Origin of the sequence: Paraburkholderia sp. Ac-20342, assembly GCF_017104985.1 — a bacterium.
Taxonomy (GTDB): domain Bacteria; phylum Pseudomonadota; class Gammaproteobacteria; order Burkholderiales; family Burkholderiaceae; genus Paraburkholderia.
In genome coordinates, this window is record NZ_JAAGPQ010000004.1 from 57,470 (window position 1) to 74,291 (window position 16,822).

Annotated in this window: 16 protein-coding genes and 1 pseudogene; 9 read left to right on the forward strand and 8 right to left on the reverse strand. The window is 61.3% G+C overall.

Annotated elements, in window-relative coordinates; all coding sequences use genetic code 11:
- Positions 1-28: 28 nt before the first annotated feature.
- The 3 genes from G3N58_RS02595 (at position 29) to G3N58_RS02605 (ending at position 2,439) form a co-directional block, all read left to right on the forward strand.
- Positions 29-679 (forward strand): XRE family transcriptional regulator, encoded by a 651-nt coding sequence (locus tag G3N58_RS02595; protein ID WP_205998442.1) that lies wholly within the window; start codon positions 29-31, stop codon positions 677-679.
- Between the two features lie 142 nt (positions 680-821).
- On the forward strand, positions 822-1,226 hold the full coding sequence (locus G3N58_RS02600; protein WP_205998404.1) for a DUF2471 family protein: 405 nt from the start codon (positions 822-824) through the stop codon (positions 1,224-1,226).
- Positions 1,227-1,356: 130 nt separating this feature from the next.
- Entirely contained in the window at positions 1,357-2,439 is a 1,083-nt protein-coding gene (locus G3N58_RS02605; RefSeq protein WP_167284118.1) for a tyrosine-type recombinase/integrase, read from the forward strand.
- 51 nt (positions 2,440-2,490) lie between these two features.
- Here the strand turns inward: G3N58_RS02605 and G3N58_RS02610 are convergent, their stop codons facing one another.
- Positions 2,491-3,717, reverse strand: a complete 1,227-nt coding sequence (locus G3N58_RS02610) for a DNA-binding protein (protein WP_205998405.1) — start codon at positions 3,715-3,717, stop codon at positions 2,491-2,493.
- A 1,189-nt stretch (positions 3,718-4,906) separates the two neighbouring features.
- Positions 4,907-5,215 carry a hypothetical protein gene (locus G3N58_RS02615; RefSeq protein ID WP_205998406.1) on the reverse strand — a complete coding sequence of 103 codons (309 nt, stop codon included), beginning with the start codon at positions 5,213-5,215 and terminating at the stop codon, positions 4,907-4,909.
- A gap of 456 nt (positions 5,216-5,671) precedes the next feature.
- Between G3N58_RS02615 and G3N58_RS02620 the strand changes: the two genes are divergently transcribed.
- Positions 5,672-7,021: a replication initiation protein gene (locus G3N58_RS02620; RefSeq protein WP_167038924.1), complete on the forward strand. Its 1,350-nt coding sequence runs from the start codon at positions 5,672-5,674 to the stop codon at positions 7,019-7,021.
- A gap of 76 nt (positions 7,022-7,097) precedes the next feature.
- On the opposite strand, the gene G3N58_RS02625 is transcribed toward G3N58_RS02620, so the two are convergent.
- A complete protein-coding gene (locus G3N58_RS02625) occupies positions 7,098-8,153 on the reverse strand; it encodes a ParB/RepB/Spo0J family partition protein (RefSeq protein WP_167038921.1) in 1,056 nt (351 codons plus the stop codon).
- A gap of 24 nt (positions 8,154-8,177) precedes the next feature.
- A complete protein-coding gene (gene parA, locus G3N58_RS02630) occupies positions 8,178-8,840 on the reverse strand; it encodes a ParA family partition ATPase (RefSeq protein ID WP_167038919.1) in 663 nt (220 codons plus the stop codon).
- Positions 8,841-9,601: 761 nt separating this feature from the next.
- Here parA and arsC point away from each other — a divergent pair.
- Positions 9,602-9,961: an arsenate reductase (glutaredoxin) gene (arsC, locus tag G3N58_RS02635; RefSeq protein WP_205998407.1), complete on the forward strand. Its 360-nt coding sequence runs from the start codon at positions 9,602-9,604 to the stop codon at positions 9,959-9,961.
- Positions 9,962-10,018: 57 nt separating this feature from the next.
- On the opposite strand, the gene G3N58_RS02640 is transcribed toward arsC, so the two are convergent.
- Complete coding sequence (locus G3N58_RS02640) at positions 10,019-11,002, reverse strand: sulfonate ABC transporter substrate-binding protein (RefSeq protein ID WP_205998408.1); 984 nt, start codon at positions 11,000-11,002, stop codon at positions 10,019-10,021.
- A gap of 297 nt (positions 11,003-11,299) precedes the next feature.
- Between G3N58_RS02640 and G3N58_RS02645 the strand changes: the two genes are divergently transcribed.
- Both G3N58_RS02645 and G3N58_RS02650 read left to right on the forward strand, forming a co-directional pair.
- On the forward strand, positions 11,300-12,676 hold the full coding sequence (locus tag G3N58_RS02645; protein WP_167038915.1) for a gluconate:H+ symporter: 1,377 nt from the start codon (positions 11,300-11,302) through the stop codon (positions 12,674-12,676).
- 181 nt (positions 12,677-12,857) lie between these two features.
- A pseudogene (locus G3N58_RS02650) lies at positions 12,858-13,140 on the forward strand (DUF1272 domain-containing protein).
- Positions 13,141-13,280: 140 nt separating this feature from the next.
- On the opposite strand, the gene G3N58_RS02655 reads toward G3N58_RS02650, so the two are convergent.
- Positions 13,281-13,487 carry a zf-HC2 domain-containing protein gene (locus G3N58_RS02655; RefSeq protein WP_167038913.1) on the reverse strand — a complete coding sequence of 69 codons (207 nt, stop codon included), beginning with the start codon at positions 13,485-13,487 and terminating at the stop codon, positions 13,281-13,283.
- Positions 13,474-14,082 (reverse strand): RNA polymerase factor sigma-70, encoded by a 609-nt coding sequence (locus G3N58_RS02660; RefSeq protein WP_205988986.1) that lies wholly within the window; start codon positions 14,080-14,082, stop codon positions 13,474-13,476. The genes G3N58_RS02655 and G3N58_RS02660 overlap by 14 nt, the downstream gene beginning before the upstream one ends.
- 448 nt (positions 14,083-14,530) lie before the next feature.
- Here G3N58_RS02660 and G3N58_RS34460 point away from each other — a divergent pair, with 448 nt between their 5' ends.
- Complete coding sequence (locus tag G3N58_RS34460; RefSeq protein ID WP_275692053.1) at positions 14,531-14,662, forward strand: hypothetical protein; 132 nt, start codon at positions 14,531-14,533, stop codon at positions 14,660-14,662.
- Positions 14,663-14,987: 325 nt separating this feature from the next.
- Positions 14,988-15,539, forward strand: a complete 552-nt coding sequence (locus G3N58_RS02665) for an NADPH-dependent FMN reductase (RefSeq protein ID WP_205998409.1) — start codon at positions 14,988-14,990, stop codon at positions 15,537-15,539.
- Positions 15,540-15,652: 113 nt separating this feature from the next.
- Here G3N58_RS02665 and G3N58_RS02670 read toward each other — a convergent pair whose 3' ends face one another.
- Complete coding sequence (locus tag G3N58_RS02670; RefSeq protein WP_205998410.1) at positions 15,653-16,765, reverse strand: hypothetical protein; 1,113 nt, start codon at positions 16,763-16,765, stop codon at positions 15,653-15,655.
- Positions 16,766-16,822: the final 57 nt, after the last annotated feature.

Sequence of the window (16,822 nt, forward strand, 5' to 3'; positions counted from 1 at the left end):
AATCCGGTATATCGAACAACTCTAAACGATAGGTCAGGAAATGGCAAGTTCGGGTATCCGCCGCACCGCGCGCAAGGCAACGGCCCAAACAGCGTCCGCCGCGGGCACGACGGCGGCGCCGGTCAATGCTGCACCGCCGCGCGTCGGCGAGCAGATTCAGCGGCTGCGCGCCGAGCGGCGCATGACGCTCGACGATTTGTCGCGCGCGGCGGGCGTGTCGAAATCGATGCTGTCGGAAATCGAGCGCGACAAGGCCAATCCGACGATCGCGGTCGCGTGGCGGCTCACCAATGCGCTCGGTGTGAGCCTCGATTCGCTGTTTGCGCCGCCGAAGGCGCCGGAAGCGATCGCGGTCTCCGGCGCGCACGACATTCCGACCTTGAGCGGCCATGATGCGAAATATCAATTGCGGGTGTGGGGGCCGATCGAGCTGGCCGGCAAGTTCGAGTGGTACGAGTTGACGCTGCAGCCAGGCGGAGCGCTCGTGTCGAACGCCCACGAACCCGGCACGCGCGAGCATCTGACCGTGCTGAACGGATCGATCGAAGTCGAGGCGGCCGGTACGACGAAGCGGCTCAAGGCAGCGGACACCGCGCGCTATGTCGCGGACGAACCGCATGCGATTCGCAATGCCGGCAAGGGTGAGGCGAAAGCGTTGCTGGTCGTGATTCACGGTTGAGCGGCGGGGCGCGCCCGGTGCGCGGCAGATCGGGCGACCGGTGACAAGCGGATGACGGGCCGTTGGTAAAATAGGCCATTCGGCCGAGGTTGCGCTCAATACTGTATGTTTGTACAGTATTATCTGTCGACTGGAGCCGATAATGAACAACCTGAAAGCGAACCCTACCGATCAAGCTCTGGCCGCGCTGCGTTATCAGACCGCCGCGCGCGATCTCGAACATATCGTGCGCAATATCGCGGCCCGCTACATCGTCAAACAGGTGCCGCTCACGTGGCGTCTGCTGCATGCCATCGAAGCCGAGGCGTTGGCCGATCTCGGCTTCGCAAGCCGGCACGATGCCGTGATGCTGGGCCTGTTCGAGCGGCCATCCGATCTGCCCTATCCCGAAACCGATGACACCGTGGATTTCGGCTCGTCCAATGCGCTGCCCGCAGTGTTTGCGTTTGCCGTTAACGCCTACGAAGACGCGGCGCGGGAAGCAGCACGTCTCGCCGCCACGCAACCGGTGCCGCGCGATATGACACTGAAACGCGCGCATGCCTAGGGCGGGTGATACGGCAGCAAGTTGATTTTCTTCGGCTTTTCGCTCCGGTTTTTGTTTTGCGTTCCGATCCGGTGTCCATTGCCGCCTACAATAGGCACAGCAAAAGGCGCAACTAACGGAAAAAATACCGATGTCACCTCCTCATCTGTCCGACCCTGTCCCACGTCCCGCGCCTTCGACCGATCTCTTCGATCAGCAGCGCGAAGACTGGCGTCGCGATCCTCAGATCGCTTTCGACGCATGGCTAGCGAAGCAGCATTTCAGACGTTCTTCCGCGTTGGTCTATCAGGCGCAGTGGGGACAGTTTCTCGACTGGCTCGGTACGCAGCAAAAAAGCCTGGCCACGGTCGACTCGCACGCGATCGCCGAATTTGTCGCTGGACTCGAAATACGGAAAACGCAACGAGTCCGCTATTTAAGGCTGATCGAGCGCGTACTCGATCACGTTCGCGAGATCGAATCCGCCTCGACCAACCCGGCTCGCTTTATTGCTCAGGACGGCGAAGCTGCGTGGCGCAATGCACGCGATAACGACCCGACCGGCTTTCTCACACATGCCGAGCGAACCGCCTTGATCGCGCAACTGTTTGCACCATTGCCGGATTTATCGGCGGCGCAACGCTGGAGAGAACGGCGTGATCGTGCCTTGATTGCCGTGTTTCTCGGCGGAGGACTGAAGACCGGCGAGGCAGCGTCCCTAACGGTTAGTTGCGTCAATGCGGGTTCGCCGTGGGTCACGATCGAGTCGGCCAATCCAATGCTGACGCGACGTACACGGCTTGCGCCATTCGCAACGGCCATTCTCGACGCGTGGCTCGCCGAACGACGTCTGACGGAACTGGCCGGCAATCTCGTGTTTCCCGCAGCGCCGTCCGGGCGGCCGATGCACAAAGCCACGATGCTGCGCGCCGTCGATGCGCTGGTCGATGCTGCGGGAATCGCCGGATCGAGAACGTCGCGCGCGAGTCCACAGACTTTGCGCAACACATTTGCGGCGGACCTGTTCGAAAGCGGGGTCGAGGCCGAACAGGTCGGTCAGTGGCTCGGCTTCGTGCAGGCAGTGTCCGCCAACCGGCTGTATCGCGCGTGGCAAACGTGGATGGATCAGCAGGATTCGCCGGCCGCCAATGTGCCGGATCCAGCAGCGGCGCCTTTGTCGACACCTCGGCGTGACGGGCGTTTGACGAATACAACGGGAGAAAACCCGCCCTGAAAGTCCTCACCTCTTGACTCCCGGATTTCCTCACCTTTAGCGCTTTATCCGCTATCGCACGATATCGACAGCTCGCGTGGACTGTGCGGCCGCAGCGTCTGACAGAAACTGGCTAACCGCCGCCAGCCTTGATTCGCCGAGGCCCGAGGAATGCTCACACTCTGGGCAAAGCAGCTCGAAACGGTGATCGACCTGCGACAACTCCGGCTCACCTTCCTCGCATTTCGGGCAGCGCGCAGGCAACGTCACGTGACCGTCCGCCGCAGTGCCGATCATGCTCAACTCTTCGTTCGTGAGCCGGCCGGCGTTGACCAGCGAGCAAAGCAGGGCGGCGATCGCCGGGTCGATACCTTGCTGGCCGCGCAGCATCGCGACTTCCCTGGTCAACGTGTCCACCTCATCCGACTGTTCGCGCAATTGCGCGTCGAGCCGGTCCCCACGAGCCCTGGCCGCGGCAATCTGCTGAATGAACTCGAATTCCTTGCGGCTCGCGTCGCGCACACCGGATTGATAGGTCGCGGCCATGCTGCGCAGCGAATCGAGCTCGACCAGCATCGGCTTGACGCGTCGCTCGGCCTCGGCAACCGCGTCCTTGATCTGCTGCGCATAGTGTTCGGTGCTTTGCCGCAATTCGACGTGTAGTGCGTCGATCCGGTCGCGCAGCGTTGCGTTCGTCGCTTGCTCGGTTTCGAGACGCTGGCGGAGCGTCTCGTTTTCCTGGTCGAGTCGTCGCGTGGTCGCTTGCAATCCCTCGAGATGGATATTGCCGTGCGTGGTCGCGCTCGATAGCTCGGTTTCTAGCACCCGGACACGTTCCCAAGCGGCTTCGGCTCGCATTTCGCTGCGTTTGACGGCCTCATCGGCTGCGTCACGGCGAATTTCCGCGTCGCGGGTACGCAGATCGGCAGCGCCGATTTGCACATGGATTTCTTCGCGTTCGCTATCGAGTGCCGCTTTTGCCTCGGCCACGGCTTCTTCAAACAGCACGCCGAGCAGTTCGCCGGCACGTTCTTCGAGCGCTTTCGGGATCGCACCGGCGCCGACCTTGACGCGCGAGACATTGCGGATGCGTTCCCAGAAGTGATCGATGTCTTTTGGAATGTCGCTAGCGCTGCCGGTTTGTGTCAGATCGCGAACCGCAGCCATCGACGGGCGAATGCCCAGATCGAAAAAGAGCCGCTTGCAGGCGTGCAGTGAAAGATCCTGCCGGCGCATGCCTTGGGCACGCATGGCTTCAAGCTCGTCTCGAATGGTTTGCCGTTCCTGATCCAGATTCATATCAACCTCGATGTTGCTCGAATTGGATGAATCATAACAATTTACGTAGCGTTTGCTACCAATTTATCCGTGACGAGGGGATTGAGGTAAACAGATGTGCTTTTGAGGGAGCAAAGCACTGCTGAACCTGCGTGACAGTTTTATTTCCGTGAAACAAAACGAAGAATAGCTAATAAGCTCTTGTAAAGAAAGAGCTTTTATTGATTTTTCAATGATCGCGCACTGTTTCACGAGCGTTGGCGGATTGAGAGGGTTGAGGACGTGGTGTTTCGGAAGCTCGCGGGGTGGAAAAGCTTGAGAGTAATAAAAGTAAACACCCTTGAACCCTTGTTAAAAACGTTAACGCCTCGGCAAACCCTTATCTGGCGGGGGTTTCAAGCCGACAAGGTGAAGCTTTGCGGGAGACGTGGTGAGATTCTGCGGGAACCTCGAGTGATGGGGTTCGGGGAGCCTGGTGAGAAGGTCCGGGACAGAACGTGAGCGAGTTCAGGAAACGCCGTATACGGGCGGTTTGGCGAAAGGTGAGGTTTTGCGGGAGCCTGGCGCCGTGAATCGCCCGGCCACACGCGAAAAGCTCTTCCTGGGCCGGCAGGCCCAACGGTGAGCGCTTTCGGGAGTCTTGCGAGCACTGATTTTCTGGGTTGTTTTTGGGCTGTTAACCCCATTGGTGAGATGAGTCGGGAGAAAATGCAGATTGAAGGTGAGGTTTTACGGGACCAGCAGGTCGTTTTTGCCTCAATTTTGAGCATTCGGAGCCCTAAGGTGAGCTTTTACAGGACAGGAGCGGATTTTGTAATCCAGATTTGTCCGCGGCGTTGACTGGCTGGTGGCCACGAGGATCGGAAAGGTGAGCGGATTCGGGACGTGAGCGTTTGGCTCGATCTGCGAGGCTGCTCAGGCGGACAATTTCGCTAAAGGTGAGGCTTTTCGGGACGTGCTACGAGGGTTTTCGGACGTTAAGGTGAGGAAATACGGGAGAAAAATCGGGTTCATCGGCTGGAGATGCCCGTCTGATGGCCGTTACGATCCACCGGCTCCATGGGAGACTGGATTTCACGGGTGAGGTTTTTCAGGAGGATTGGAGCCGGTAAGCGGGGAGACCTTCGAGGTCCCAAAGTGATTTGAGGTGAGAATTTTCGGGAGATCGAGGCGATTGGTAACGTTTGTGGATTACTCTAACCTACTGAAATCATTGATAATTATTTGGACCGTCGGCAAAGGTGAGGTTTTTCGGGACTTTCCGTGGCAACCTCGCGTCGCCCTCGGGAATACCTAAAGGTGAGACTTTTCGGGAGAGTTTTTCGGCGCAGGTCGGTGCTGGCGCGGCTTGAGCGTGCATCACCTCACGTGATTCAGTGGCGTCGAGGTGAGCTTTTTCGGGGATATCGCGGAAGAGAGGCTGAGTTAACGGCAGGAAACCCACGGTTGACGATGGACTTTGGCCATTGTTTTGAGCCGTTTGGGTGAAAGGAGAAGTTGCGAGCGCAACGCCGAACAAACGGGAAGCGACTGCTTGAGCAGAGCATTGGAGAGGGGGCTGAGCGCATTTCTTTGCATCGGTGCCATTGAAGCGTCGGGTCTGCGCCGCTGGACGCGATCCTGCCGGTGACAAAGCTGCGGAGGGGCGACTTCGCCACCCGGTCGTTACGCCACCGAGTCCCTCTTGTTTACGCGCAGCCTTAAAAAAATCCGCAATTTTTTGAGGTGAGGAAGTTCGGGATCAAAAACTCCCCGTTCCCGTGGACTGCGAATCTGTCCGGATCGGCAAACGCCGCGACCTGCAAGGACACCCCGAACCTGGCGGCAGACGGCTGAGGTGAGGGTTTTCGGGAGTGGTTCGAGGTGAGCCGCGCTTCGTAAACTCACTTCACCGGCAATGGTGAGAGGGACGCTATAGACGCGTATCACCCCAGCCGGTATGCTCACGCGAAATTCCCCCTTCTCACCCCGACGCATGGCCACGAAGCGCGCGAAAAAGACCGATGTAGTCAGCCCGAGTTCGGCTGAGTTGCGCAAAGCCGTCGAGGCGATCGCGATCCAGCCCAAGAGCGGCAAGATCACGCTGCTGACCCGCAAGCTCTTCAACGTGCTGCTCGCGGTGGCCCAGCAGGCCGACGAGTCGGGCGACACGTACCGCGCGCTGCTGTCGGACATCGTCGCGAATTCGGCATTCGATTCGAACGATACGGCGCTCGTCAAGGAACACTTGCGCCGTATGGTGTCGGTGCAGGTCGAATGGAGCACCGGCACGTCCAGTCAGAAGCCCGGCCGTAAATGGGGTATTTCGACGCTGATCGCGGACGCGGAAATTCTCGAAGATCCGACCACCCGACGTGTCTGGGTCGAGTTTTCGTTCGCGCCGAAGATCAAGAAGAAGCTGCTCGATCCGGTTCAGTACGCGCGTCTGAGCCTGCAATTCCAGAGCCAGTTGCGCAGTAGCGCCGGCCTCGCGCTGTACGAGATCTGCGTGCGCTATCTGACCAACCCGAGTCATCTGACGATGCGCGAGACGTGGGAATGGTGGCGTCCGATTCTGTCGGGCACACCGGACACGGAAGCCGGCGACGAAGCGAAGCGCGAGTACAAGTATTTCAAGCGCGATTATCTGCGTCCGGCCATCGCCGAGGTCAATGCGGTCACGAACATCTTCGTCGAGCTGATCGAGCATCGCGAGGGACGGCGCGTCGCCGAAATCCAGTTTCGCGTGACCGAGCGCAAGCAGCCGATGCTCGCGCTCGACGAACATCCGAACGTGTTTGATAGCACGCTCGTCGATCGCATGGTGAAGATCGGCATTCCACTCAAGGAAGCGCAGACGCTCTATGCGGACAGCGAGGAAAATCGTATCCGCGCGGCTTTGCAGATGACCGAGCAGCGCATGCGCAGTACTTCGCTGCCGCCGGTGCGCAGCGCGCCCGCGCTGTTCAAGGATGCGTTGAAAAAAGGCTATGCACCGCCTGTCGAGGCGCTGCCGACCGCTGTCGGCGTGGGTAAAGCCGTCGCGACGCCGGCCGACGACCTCAAGGCGCGTCTGCTGGGCGAATATTCGGCGTATCGCCGCAAGCAGGCCTACGAGCTATACAACGAACAGGGTGACGCGGAACGGGATATGGCGCGGCAGTCGTTCGAGGAGGAGGAACTGCCGGGGCTCGGTTCGCACCTGCGCGACGATTGGCGCCGCCGTGGGCTGGATTCGAAGATCGTCGAAACGGCGTTCTTCGACTGGCTTTCGCGCAAAACCTGGGGCGAGCCGACCGATGGCGATCTGCTTGCCTTTACGCTGAGCCAGTCGCGCGCGGCCTGAGCGGGGTCTGCCGCGCGATAACCGGCCGTCGCGAATGGCGGGTGGCGCTGCGCATTTGCGTGGCCACCTCGTCCGCTTACTTCAGCATCTTTTCAATCTGCCGCAGAATGTCGTCGCGTTTCTCGCGCGTGAGGCCTTTCAGGCGCAGCTCGAGCCGGTCGTCCCCGTAGGACTTGAGATCGCCGACCGATACCCCTTCCAGTTTGATTTCCAGACGTTGCGCGTAGCGCTGCCGACCGGCGGGCTTGGCGCTTTCCTGCGCGGTCGCCCTGCCCTGGACGATGTCGGCGACCTGGCGCGTGCTCAGGTCGTCGGCAAGGATTCGGTTGATCAAGCGCAGTGTGGCTTCCGCGCCGCGCGCCGTGTGATAGCGGCCCACCTGGTAAGCCATGTTCGAGCCGAAGCGGTCGGGGCGCGCGACCATCTCGTGCATCACGGCTTCCGGCAACTTGGCGACGGACAGCGCGACCGCGACCGTCGATTCATCGAGCCCAAGGTGTTCGGCAAGCTCCTTCTGGCTCTGGAAATGCCGTTCATCGAGAAATCGCTTCCAGACGACCGCATTGTCGAACACGGTCTGCGAGTCGCGCTGGACATTGAGGTCGTAGCCGAGCTTGTAGCTCTGCAGGCCGATCGGCAGATCGATGACGATCGCCTTCACCGATTCCTTGTTCGCTTCCTTCAAGGCGCGTACGCGCCGGCCGCCGTCGCTGACGAAGTAGGTGCCGGGATTGTCGTAGTCGGGAATGACGTGAATGGCTTGCTGCTGCCCTTGCTTAGCCAGATTGACGGCGAGCTCGGCGATCGACGACTTCAGATAGAAGTGCCTTGGATTGAACGGGCTCGGCTTGATCGTCTTGAGCGCAAGCTCGATGACCTGGCCCGGACGATAGCCGTGCTCGAGCCGCCATGCACGATACGCCGCCGATTCGTTGGCGGTGTCGACGGCATCGATTTCCTGCATGCCTGGCGGTACGACGGCAGGTATCGCGCGTCCGGCTGCTGCGGGATTTTGCGGCGCGTTTTTGACCAGACCGTCGATCGCGTTCAGACGGTCGAGCGCGGTGCGCTTTTCGCTGCTGGTCGTGTCAGGACGTGCTTGAAAGCCTTTGGCGAATTGGGACGGTTTCATTCAGGCTCCTTTATGCGCATAAATTCAGGGGAGCAGGGCGGCGATCTCATTCGCGCACGCCCTGACTTCGATAGCGGCGAGTTTGGCGCCGCGGTCGGTCATCTGCAGCACCGTCTGCCCTAGCGCCATGGCCTGTTTGTAGGCTTCGCGCGTTGGAATCTGGGTCTTCAACAAAGGGAAGCCGAGTTCTTCGAGCGCGCGTTTCAGTTCGCGCGTCAGCATCCGCTTCTCTTCCGTCTTGTTGAGCAGGAAGACGGCGCGCAGGTCTTCGTTCATGACTTGGGCTTGCTGAACCAGCTTGACGAGGCCGATGCTCGACCAGTAATCGGCGGGCGATGACGACGTCGGGATGACTGCCACGCTCGCCGCAAGCAGTACGACGCCGGAGACTTTTTCGGTGATGGAAGGCGGGCAGTCGACGACGATGATGTCGTAGTCAGCCACGAATTTCTTGATCTCGCGGTGGATCTGACTGCCCGCCTCAGAGAGATTGACGACAGGGAATGGGATGCCGACGTCGCCGTCAGAGGAAGCGCTGGCCCAGTGGATCAGCGTGTTTTGGCCATCTGCGTCGACGACGAGAACGCGTTTACCTTTCTCGTGAAACGCAGCGCCGAGATGCATCGCGATTGTGCTTTTCCCGACGCCACCCTTCTGCTGTGTTACCGCGATGATTTCTGCAGCCAAATTTCACCTCCTCTTTTTAGACGCAGTTGGATTTTACCTGGTTGATTTCCTATTTCAAATGACTTGAGTAAATAGAAATGAAAATTAGCCGTTCGGCAGACGTTTATGCGCATAAAGATGACAGGAGCGCTCGCGAGAGGTGATGCGATGACCGGCTCGCGGTGATGGAGAGAAGGCGCGAGAGGTTTTCTCGTCGTGGGCGCAATCGGGGAATGAAGTATTGAGAGAGGGGCGAGCTGCTTTGAGTGTGTGGTCTTGGGACAAAGAGGTTTGGCTTTGCGTCGGCAGCTACTGAGACATGTGCCGTTGATTTCCGCCTGCGGCGTGCGACGCGCCTGCGGGACTTTATGCGCATAAAGTCCGGGTCATCCCGGCAAGGATTGATGTCTATCGAAGAGGGCAACGCTACGAGGCGCCGATGGCGCATCAGGCGGCGGAGCAAACGGCTTTGGGGTTTGGCGGAAGGTTGCCTACGCCGATCTTCGCGAGAGCCCTTTACCTGAATCACTAGCCCCGCGTGAATTTCTCCAGGGAAACCAGAATTCAATTCTCGACCTCGCCGCTAGCCGAAGCGAGGGCCGGTTTATGCGCATAAACTCGGGAGCTGATAAACCACGTGCCCCGCAGCCGTCATCCAACCACGGCTCAACAGGCGACCCCGCCAAGCTCAACACCCAACCGCCCCCCACCCGCTAAAATCCCTTTTACTACCTCGTCGCCAGACCCTGGAACGCAAACCCAAACCGAACCGCTCAATCTCAATGATCACCATCTACCACAACCCCCGTTGCTCCAAATCGCGCGCCGCCTGTGAACTGATCACGAGTACCTACAACAGCGCGAACGAAGCAACCGAGATCGTCGAATACTTGAAACAACCGCTTACCGTCGCCGAACTCAAACAGATCAATGCACAACTCGGCTGTCCGGTCCGCGAAATGATTCGTGACACCGAAGCCGAATACAAAGAACTCAATCTCGCCGATCCGTCGCTGAGCGACGCGCAGTTGTATGACGCATTGGCGCAGCATCCGATCCTGCTGCAACGTCCGATCGTCGTGCGAAACGGGCGTGCCGTGATCGGCCGCCCGCCTGAAAACGTCGCCGCACTCTTCGCCTGAGCAAATGGGCGAGTACTGACGTCAAGGATGCGCGTGGCGCAAGCTCACGCGCCGACGCTAGGCGTTGCTTGCCAGCGCTGCGTCTCTGGTGACGATCTTCATCGGGATCAGGCGCAGTTCGCTGAACGTATCTGCAATACGTTGTTGTTCCGCAAGCACGTTGGGATCGACAGGTTTGTAGATATGCGCGTAGTGGCGCAGGCCTGATTCGATCACGCTCGCGTCGAGCCCCTGAATCGGCGCGAGTTGCGCCGCGGCCTCGCTATAGTGCCCTCGCACCCACTCCCCTTCCTTGCCGACTTCGTCCATCGCGATGGCGAGCACGTCGCCGTTCTGTTGCGCAAACGGCCGAGCGCTCAAGAAAAACTGATGGTGGCTCACGATGCCTTCGGCATCCGCGAGCAGGCGCGCATTCGACTGTCGCTTCGCGGCTTCGAGGAACGGGTCCCAGATCGCCCATGCATCCACCGCGCCACGTTCGAAGGCCGCGCGCGCATCAGCGGGTGGCAGATAGACGGGCTGAATCTCGTTGAATTTCACGCCGTTCTTCTGCAATGCGGCCACCAGGAACCAGTGCACATCGGAGCCTTTGTTCAGCGCGATTTTCTTTCCCTTCAGGTCGGCCAATGTTTTGATCGGCGCATCGGGATGCACGAGGATGCCTTCGGCGTGCGGCGTCGGAATTTCATACGCGGTGTAGACGAAGTTCGCGCCCGCTGCCTGCGCGAAGATGGGCGGCGCCTCGCCCACGTAGCCGAAGTCGATTGCGCCGACATTGAGTCCTTCGAGCAACTGCGGGCCGGCCGGAAACTCGGTCCATTTGACGCCGATGCCGAGCGGCGCAAGCCGTTTTTCGAGCGTACCGTGCGCCTTGAGCAGCACGAGGGTGCTCGCTGCTTTCTGATAGCCGATGCGAAATTCCTTTACGTGCGCATCGGCGGCAAACACGGACGTGGAGACGATAGGCAACGCGGCGGCGGCCAGTGAAGCCCCTACGCTGGTCAGAAACGCGCGGCGCGTGAGCGGCGAATGACGGGACATGAACATGCTCGTAAAAAAGACGGACGCAAAATGGCCCGATTGGCTCCGACGATAATTCGTCTGTCCGCCTGGACGAACCGATAAATTCGCATAAGCAAATCACGCGGTCGCAGCGAAGCATTGCCATGTGTACCCGTCACATCGCACGACGCAAGCCCAAGCCCACCACACTGCAGCCTGTCGTTCCCCGCCGCTACAATCGGCCAGTCGCCCAAACGTCTGAAAGCGTGAACCCCCAACGCCGCCGGGCAATCACGCAAAACCACGTCCGCATCAACCAATCGAAAAAGGACCTCCGTGCATCCGATAACAACACTCACCCCGTGGGCTGCCCACGATACGCAGCTCATCCTGTCGTGCGTGCTCGGGCTCGCATTGATCATCGTCTTCATCAGCGTGCTCAAGCTCGCGCCGTTCCTGTCGATCCTCGTCGGCACGTTCGCGGCGGGCTTTGCGGCCGGTCTGCCGCTCGAAGCGGTGGCGAGCGCCTTCAGCAAAGGCGCGGGTGCGTTGCTCGGCGATGTCGGCATCATCATCGCGCTCGGGGCGATGCTCGGCGCGCTGATGGCCGAATCGGGCGCGGCCGACCGACTCGTGTCGACCATCCTCAAACATTCGACGCCACGCACGCTTCCGTGGATGATGGCCGTCGTCGCATTGCTGATCGGCTTGCCGCTCTTCTTCGAAGTCGGCCTCGTGATGATGGTGCCGATCATCTTCGTGATGGCGCGCCGCTCGCAGCAGCCGATCCTGCGCATCGCGATTCCCGCGCTCGCCGGCATGACGACGCTGCACGCGTTGCTGCCGCCGCATCCGGGTCCGCTGATCGCGGTGAGCGCGCTGCACGCCGACCTCGGCCTCACGCTCGGGCTTGGTTTGATCGTCGCGATTCCGGCCGTGATTCTCGCGGGGCCGCTCTATGGCGTCTGGTTATCCAAGCGGATACAGGTCGGCGAGCCTGAAGAAATGGGCAAGCTCTTCACGGCGCAAGAAAACGGCACCGAGCCGCCGAGCTTCGCGATTTCGCTGATTACGATCCTGCTGCCCGTCGTGTTGATGCTCGGGCGCACGGTCGCGAAGCTGCTGCTGCAGCCCGAAACATTCCTCTTCGATGCGCTGAATTTTCTCGGCGAACCGTTGGTCGCGCTTGGCCTCACCGTATTGTTCGCGGTGGTCGCGCTCGGCTGGTCGCGTGGCATGGCGCGCGAGCGCGTCGGCGGCATTCTGCGCAAAAGCCTGCCGCCGATCGCCGCGCTGCTGCTGACCATCGGCGCGGGCGGCGGCTTGAAGCAGGCGCTCGTCGTCGCGGGTATCAGCACGACGATCGGCAAGATCGCGCTCGGCTCGCATATGCCGCTGCTTCTGCTCGCCTGGCTCATCGCGGTCGCGCTGCGTCAGGCCACCGGTTCGGCAACGGTCGCCACGACGACCACGGCCGGCATCGTCGCGCCGGTCGTGGCCGGCCTCAGCGCGACACACAATTCGCTGATGGCGCTCGCGATCGGTGCGGGCTCGGTATTTTTCTGCCACGTCAACGACGCGGGTTTCTGGATGGTCCGCGAATACTTCGGATTGCAATTGAAACAGACGGTGCTGGTCTGGTCGGTGTTGCAGACGATCGTATCGGTCGTCGGACTCGCGTTGACGCTCGTGTTGTGGAACGTGCTGACGTAACGATGCCACGCAACGGGAGCGAGGCGTATCGTCATTGCCGGCGATCGACGTATGCACGCACGGTAGGCCGGCGCTCCCGCACCGCTCCTTCCGCCGCGAGCGGCCGGCCGCTTACACTGACCGGAGAGCGAGACGCCCCCGCGCCTCGCGTTCCTGAAGCGGAGCCGCCGATAGGCTCGAGCTGAGACCGTCCTGCGAAGGTTGCGGCAAGTCGCTGCCGCCGAACGCGCCCGCTGCGATGATCTGCACGTACGAATGCACGTTCTGCGAGGTCTGTGCGCTGACGCGACTGCGCAACGTCTGCCGCGAATTGCGGCGGCAATTTCGCGCCTCGGCCGATTCGCACCCGTGCGCAGCTCGCGAAACATCTGGCACGGACCGAAGCCAATCCCGTCCTTATCGATGAAGCGTCGCATGCGCGTTTTTTCGAACGCTATCGCGACACGCCACCGGCCGAGCGTTGATCGCTGGCGCCGCCAACACCGAAGCAAGCGAACAGCGGACAGCGAATGGCACATCGAGGCACAGGCGCCGTGCCAGGCGTCCAAGCCTTGCTACGCCCTCAGCGCTCCGTCCAGAGCCTCTGCATCCCATCGCTTGAATTTCACCGCTCGTCATTCCCCGCCGCATCCGCCGACTCGATTCCGCTGACCGTGTGCGCGGCCGCTCGCAACAACCGTATCTGCTTGCGATAGTTACGGCAGCCGCTGCACGTCGGCAGATGCAGGCGGATCGCGAGCCACTCGCCGCTTGTCAGCGACCGGTCGAGCGCGTCGGATAGCAGCCGCGTGATGTTCTTACACTTCCCCATTGGCATCCTCGCTCGATAAGCCCTTTTCGCTCAGACACGTGCGCAGCCGTAAGCGCGCCCGATAGATCAGCACGCTGCAATGATTCGCGTTGATCTGCAATTCGGTGCAGATGGCCGCGATATCGAGGTCGAGAAACTCGCGCATCATGAATACGCGCCCAATGTGCTCAGGCAGATGATCGAGGCACATCTCGAAGAGGGTCCAGAACTGCTGCTGGCGCAACGCGGTTTCGGGCGTCGGCCACGGGCGCGGTTTCGTCTCGCTCGACCAGTGGCCGTTGTCCTTGAACAGCTCGCGATCGAGCAGCGCCTCGCCGTCGAGTTCGGTTTCGAGCGCCGACAGATTGATCGTGCGCCGCCGCGCGCGCAGCGTGTCGACGAGCTTGTGGCGCAGGATGCCGAACACCCACGTCTTGTGTTCCGATTGCGCGGCGAAGCGCTCGGCCTGGGTCCATGCGGCGGTCAGGGCTTCCTGCACGGCATCTTCGGCGGCCGCGGCGTCGCGCAATTGCAGGCGCGCGAAGCGCACGAGATCGCGCCGCAGTTGCGCGAGATAGACGGGATCGTCGAGCGCCGCGCCACGTGGCTGCGTCATGTCGCGCTCCTTCGATGCACGGACTGCCGCGCCTGTTCTTCTGAGACTTCGCGATTCATGAGCGGATGATCGTCCTTGCGCTGTCTGCGGATGCGTGCGCCATTCTCCCTCACGCTCCTGCGCAAGCGAATCGGTATTGAACATAGATCTCCGGTCTGCGATCGCCAGATAGCTTGGTCGCGCGACGCGGCAGCTTATGACAACGGCAAGAGATTATTTCGAAAAATGAAATTAAAGTCGTGGGGCGAAACGGTGGTCAATCGGCAGCACGGCAAACAGGCATGCGCCGTTCTGCCACCGAATTGACACAGAGGGGCAATGCCGATTATTTCATTTTATAAGAAAATATCTTCCCATCTTCGCTGTTTGTGGGCAGTGAGCGGCTCGCTATGCTTCACGCCAACGATCACCCGAGATCGCAAACCACACGCTGACGAGGACCTTTGCCATGAAACGCATTCTTTCCGCCCTGATCGCTTCCGCCGCCCTGTTTGCCGCTGCTTCCGGCGTGGCTTACGCTGCCGCTCCGGCCGCGTGCAACGGCCCCCCGTCGTACTGCAACGTGTTCTTCGGCAACTGATCGAAGCACGCGCAGGGCCGGACAGGACATCGACCCGGTTCGGTCCTCGATAAATGTATTGCATCGCTTTGCCTCAAATCGTCCCGGCCCGGGGGCGGGCTTGATTGACAAGGCAAAAGTCTCAGTTATCCACAAGGTTATTCAGTGAATTTGTGGATAACTTTCAGGGATAAATCGTTATCCACCGGCACGATCTCCGTAGCCGCCTTCCGGCCTGTCCCGCTCCGCCAATTTGTCGCCCCGCGTCGCCACTCGCGCGGCTTTTGCCTATGATGAACACCTCGTACTCTTTGCGCGTCGAGCGCCTTACCCGAGGAAGCGAACCATGGCTTATCACATTGCAGTTGTCGTTGGCAGTCTGCGGCGGGATTCGTTCAATCGCCAGTTGGCCCAAGCGGTCATTTCCCTTGCTCCATCCGATTTCACCTTCGAGTTCATCGATATCGGCTCCTTGCCCCTCTACTGCCAGGACTACGATGCCGACTATCCCGAAGCCGGTAAAAAGCTCAAGGAACGGGTCGAGGCCACGAACGGCCTGCTGTTCGTGACGCCCGAATACAACCGCTCGATGCCGGGCGTGCTGAAGAACGCGCTCGACTGGGGTTCGCGCCCGTGGGGCACGAACTCGTGGGGCAACAAGCCCGGCGCGATTATCGGCACGTCGCTTGGCGCAACCGGCACGGCGCTCGCGCAGCAGCATCTGCGCAACGTGCTCGCCTACCTCGACGTCGCCACGCTTGCCCAGCCCGAAGTCTTCATCAAGCACGATCTGTCGGTCATCAACGAAAAAGGAGAGATCGTGAACGACGGCACGCGCAAGTTCCTGCAAACCTTCGTCGACCGCTACGTCGCCTGGGTCAAGCGGCACGCGGCGTAACGGGCCGTTTCGCTAACGCAACAACCGGCGGCGCGTCGCATGCCCGAAGGCCGCGCCCGCGTGTGAGAGGCCCACGCGGGCGGCGGCCACAGCCTGATCCGCCGCTCGCCTGTCTAGGCGTGGTGATGTCCCGTCACCCGCTCCCACCCATGACGCACCGCGAGCTTGAAGCGCTCCCACGTGCTCTCCGGCGACGTGGTTTCCCAGTAGCGCCGCGCTTCGGGCTCGATCTCTTCCCACGGACGATCGCGGAATCGCGCATCGTTGCCGATCTCCGCGCCATAGCGATAAGCCGGCACATAGTCCTCGTAACGCGGGTTGTCGGACGCGTACTGTTCGTCGTAATGGGCGCGGAAATCTTCTTCGTACTCCAGATACTCGTTAGGCATCCGGGCACCGGGCTCCGCAGTCGGCTGCCCGCGTTCGGGGATGACTTCCGGCGGCTGCATGACCGCGCTCGAGCCCGGCACCGAGCCGGCGGCAATCGCGCTGCGGTCCACGTCGCTGGCTCGCGCGTTCAGCGGATCGGACTTCGGATGCTCGTCGAGCGGCGACGGCGCGAACGGTTCGGCTCGGAGGCTGTCCGGCGGCGTGGTGTGGCGCGGATCGCGTGGCGTGGCACCCATCGGCACAGTCGCGCTCGTCGTTCCGGCTACACCGGTGTTGTCACTTGCCGCGGTGGCGGGCGCCGCGCCAGCCGCACCCGGCGCCCCCGCCGCCCGCAGTGACGTAGCCGCCCCGGCCGCCGCCGTCGTTGCGCTGGACGTGTGCGGCGTGCCCGGCATCACCGCGCCGATGCCCAGTTCGTCGAGCACCGAATATTCGCGCCGTGCCGCGGCCTGCGCACCTGCTGTCTGCGCGTCCCAATCGGGCAGGCGGTCGTCGACCTCGGTCGCACCGAGCCGCACGAGCGTATTGCGCGCAAGCTCCGCATGCGATTCGCTCGCGGCATTGACGCACACGAGCACTGCGCCGCGCCGCAGCGCTTCCGCGTAGCGCGTGGTGTCCAGCGCGCGCGAACCGGTCGCGAACAGGCTCGACAGAAAGCGCTCGATATTCGCAAACATCCCCGCATTGGTGACATCGTCGCTCGCCGGGCAGGCGGACGGCTCGGGGTTCGTCCGCAGATCGATCGCCTCGCGTGCAAAACCGGTCTGCACGAGCGTGTCGCGGGCGCTTTCGGCTTGCACGCGGGTGTCGAATAAACCCATCACGGTGTGTTGCATGGCTATCTCCCGACATGTTCAGGCGGAACGGGCAGCGCCGCACGCGCTATCCGCCTT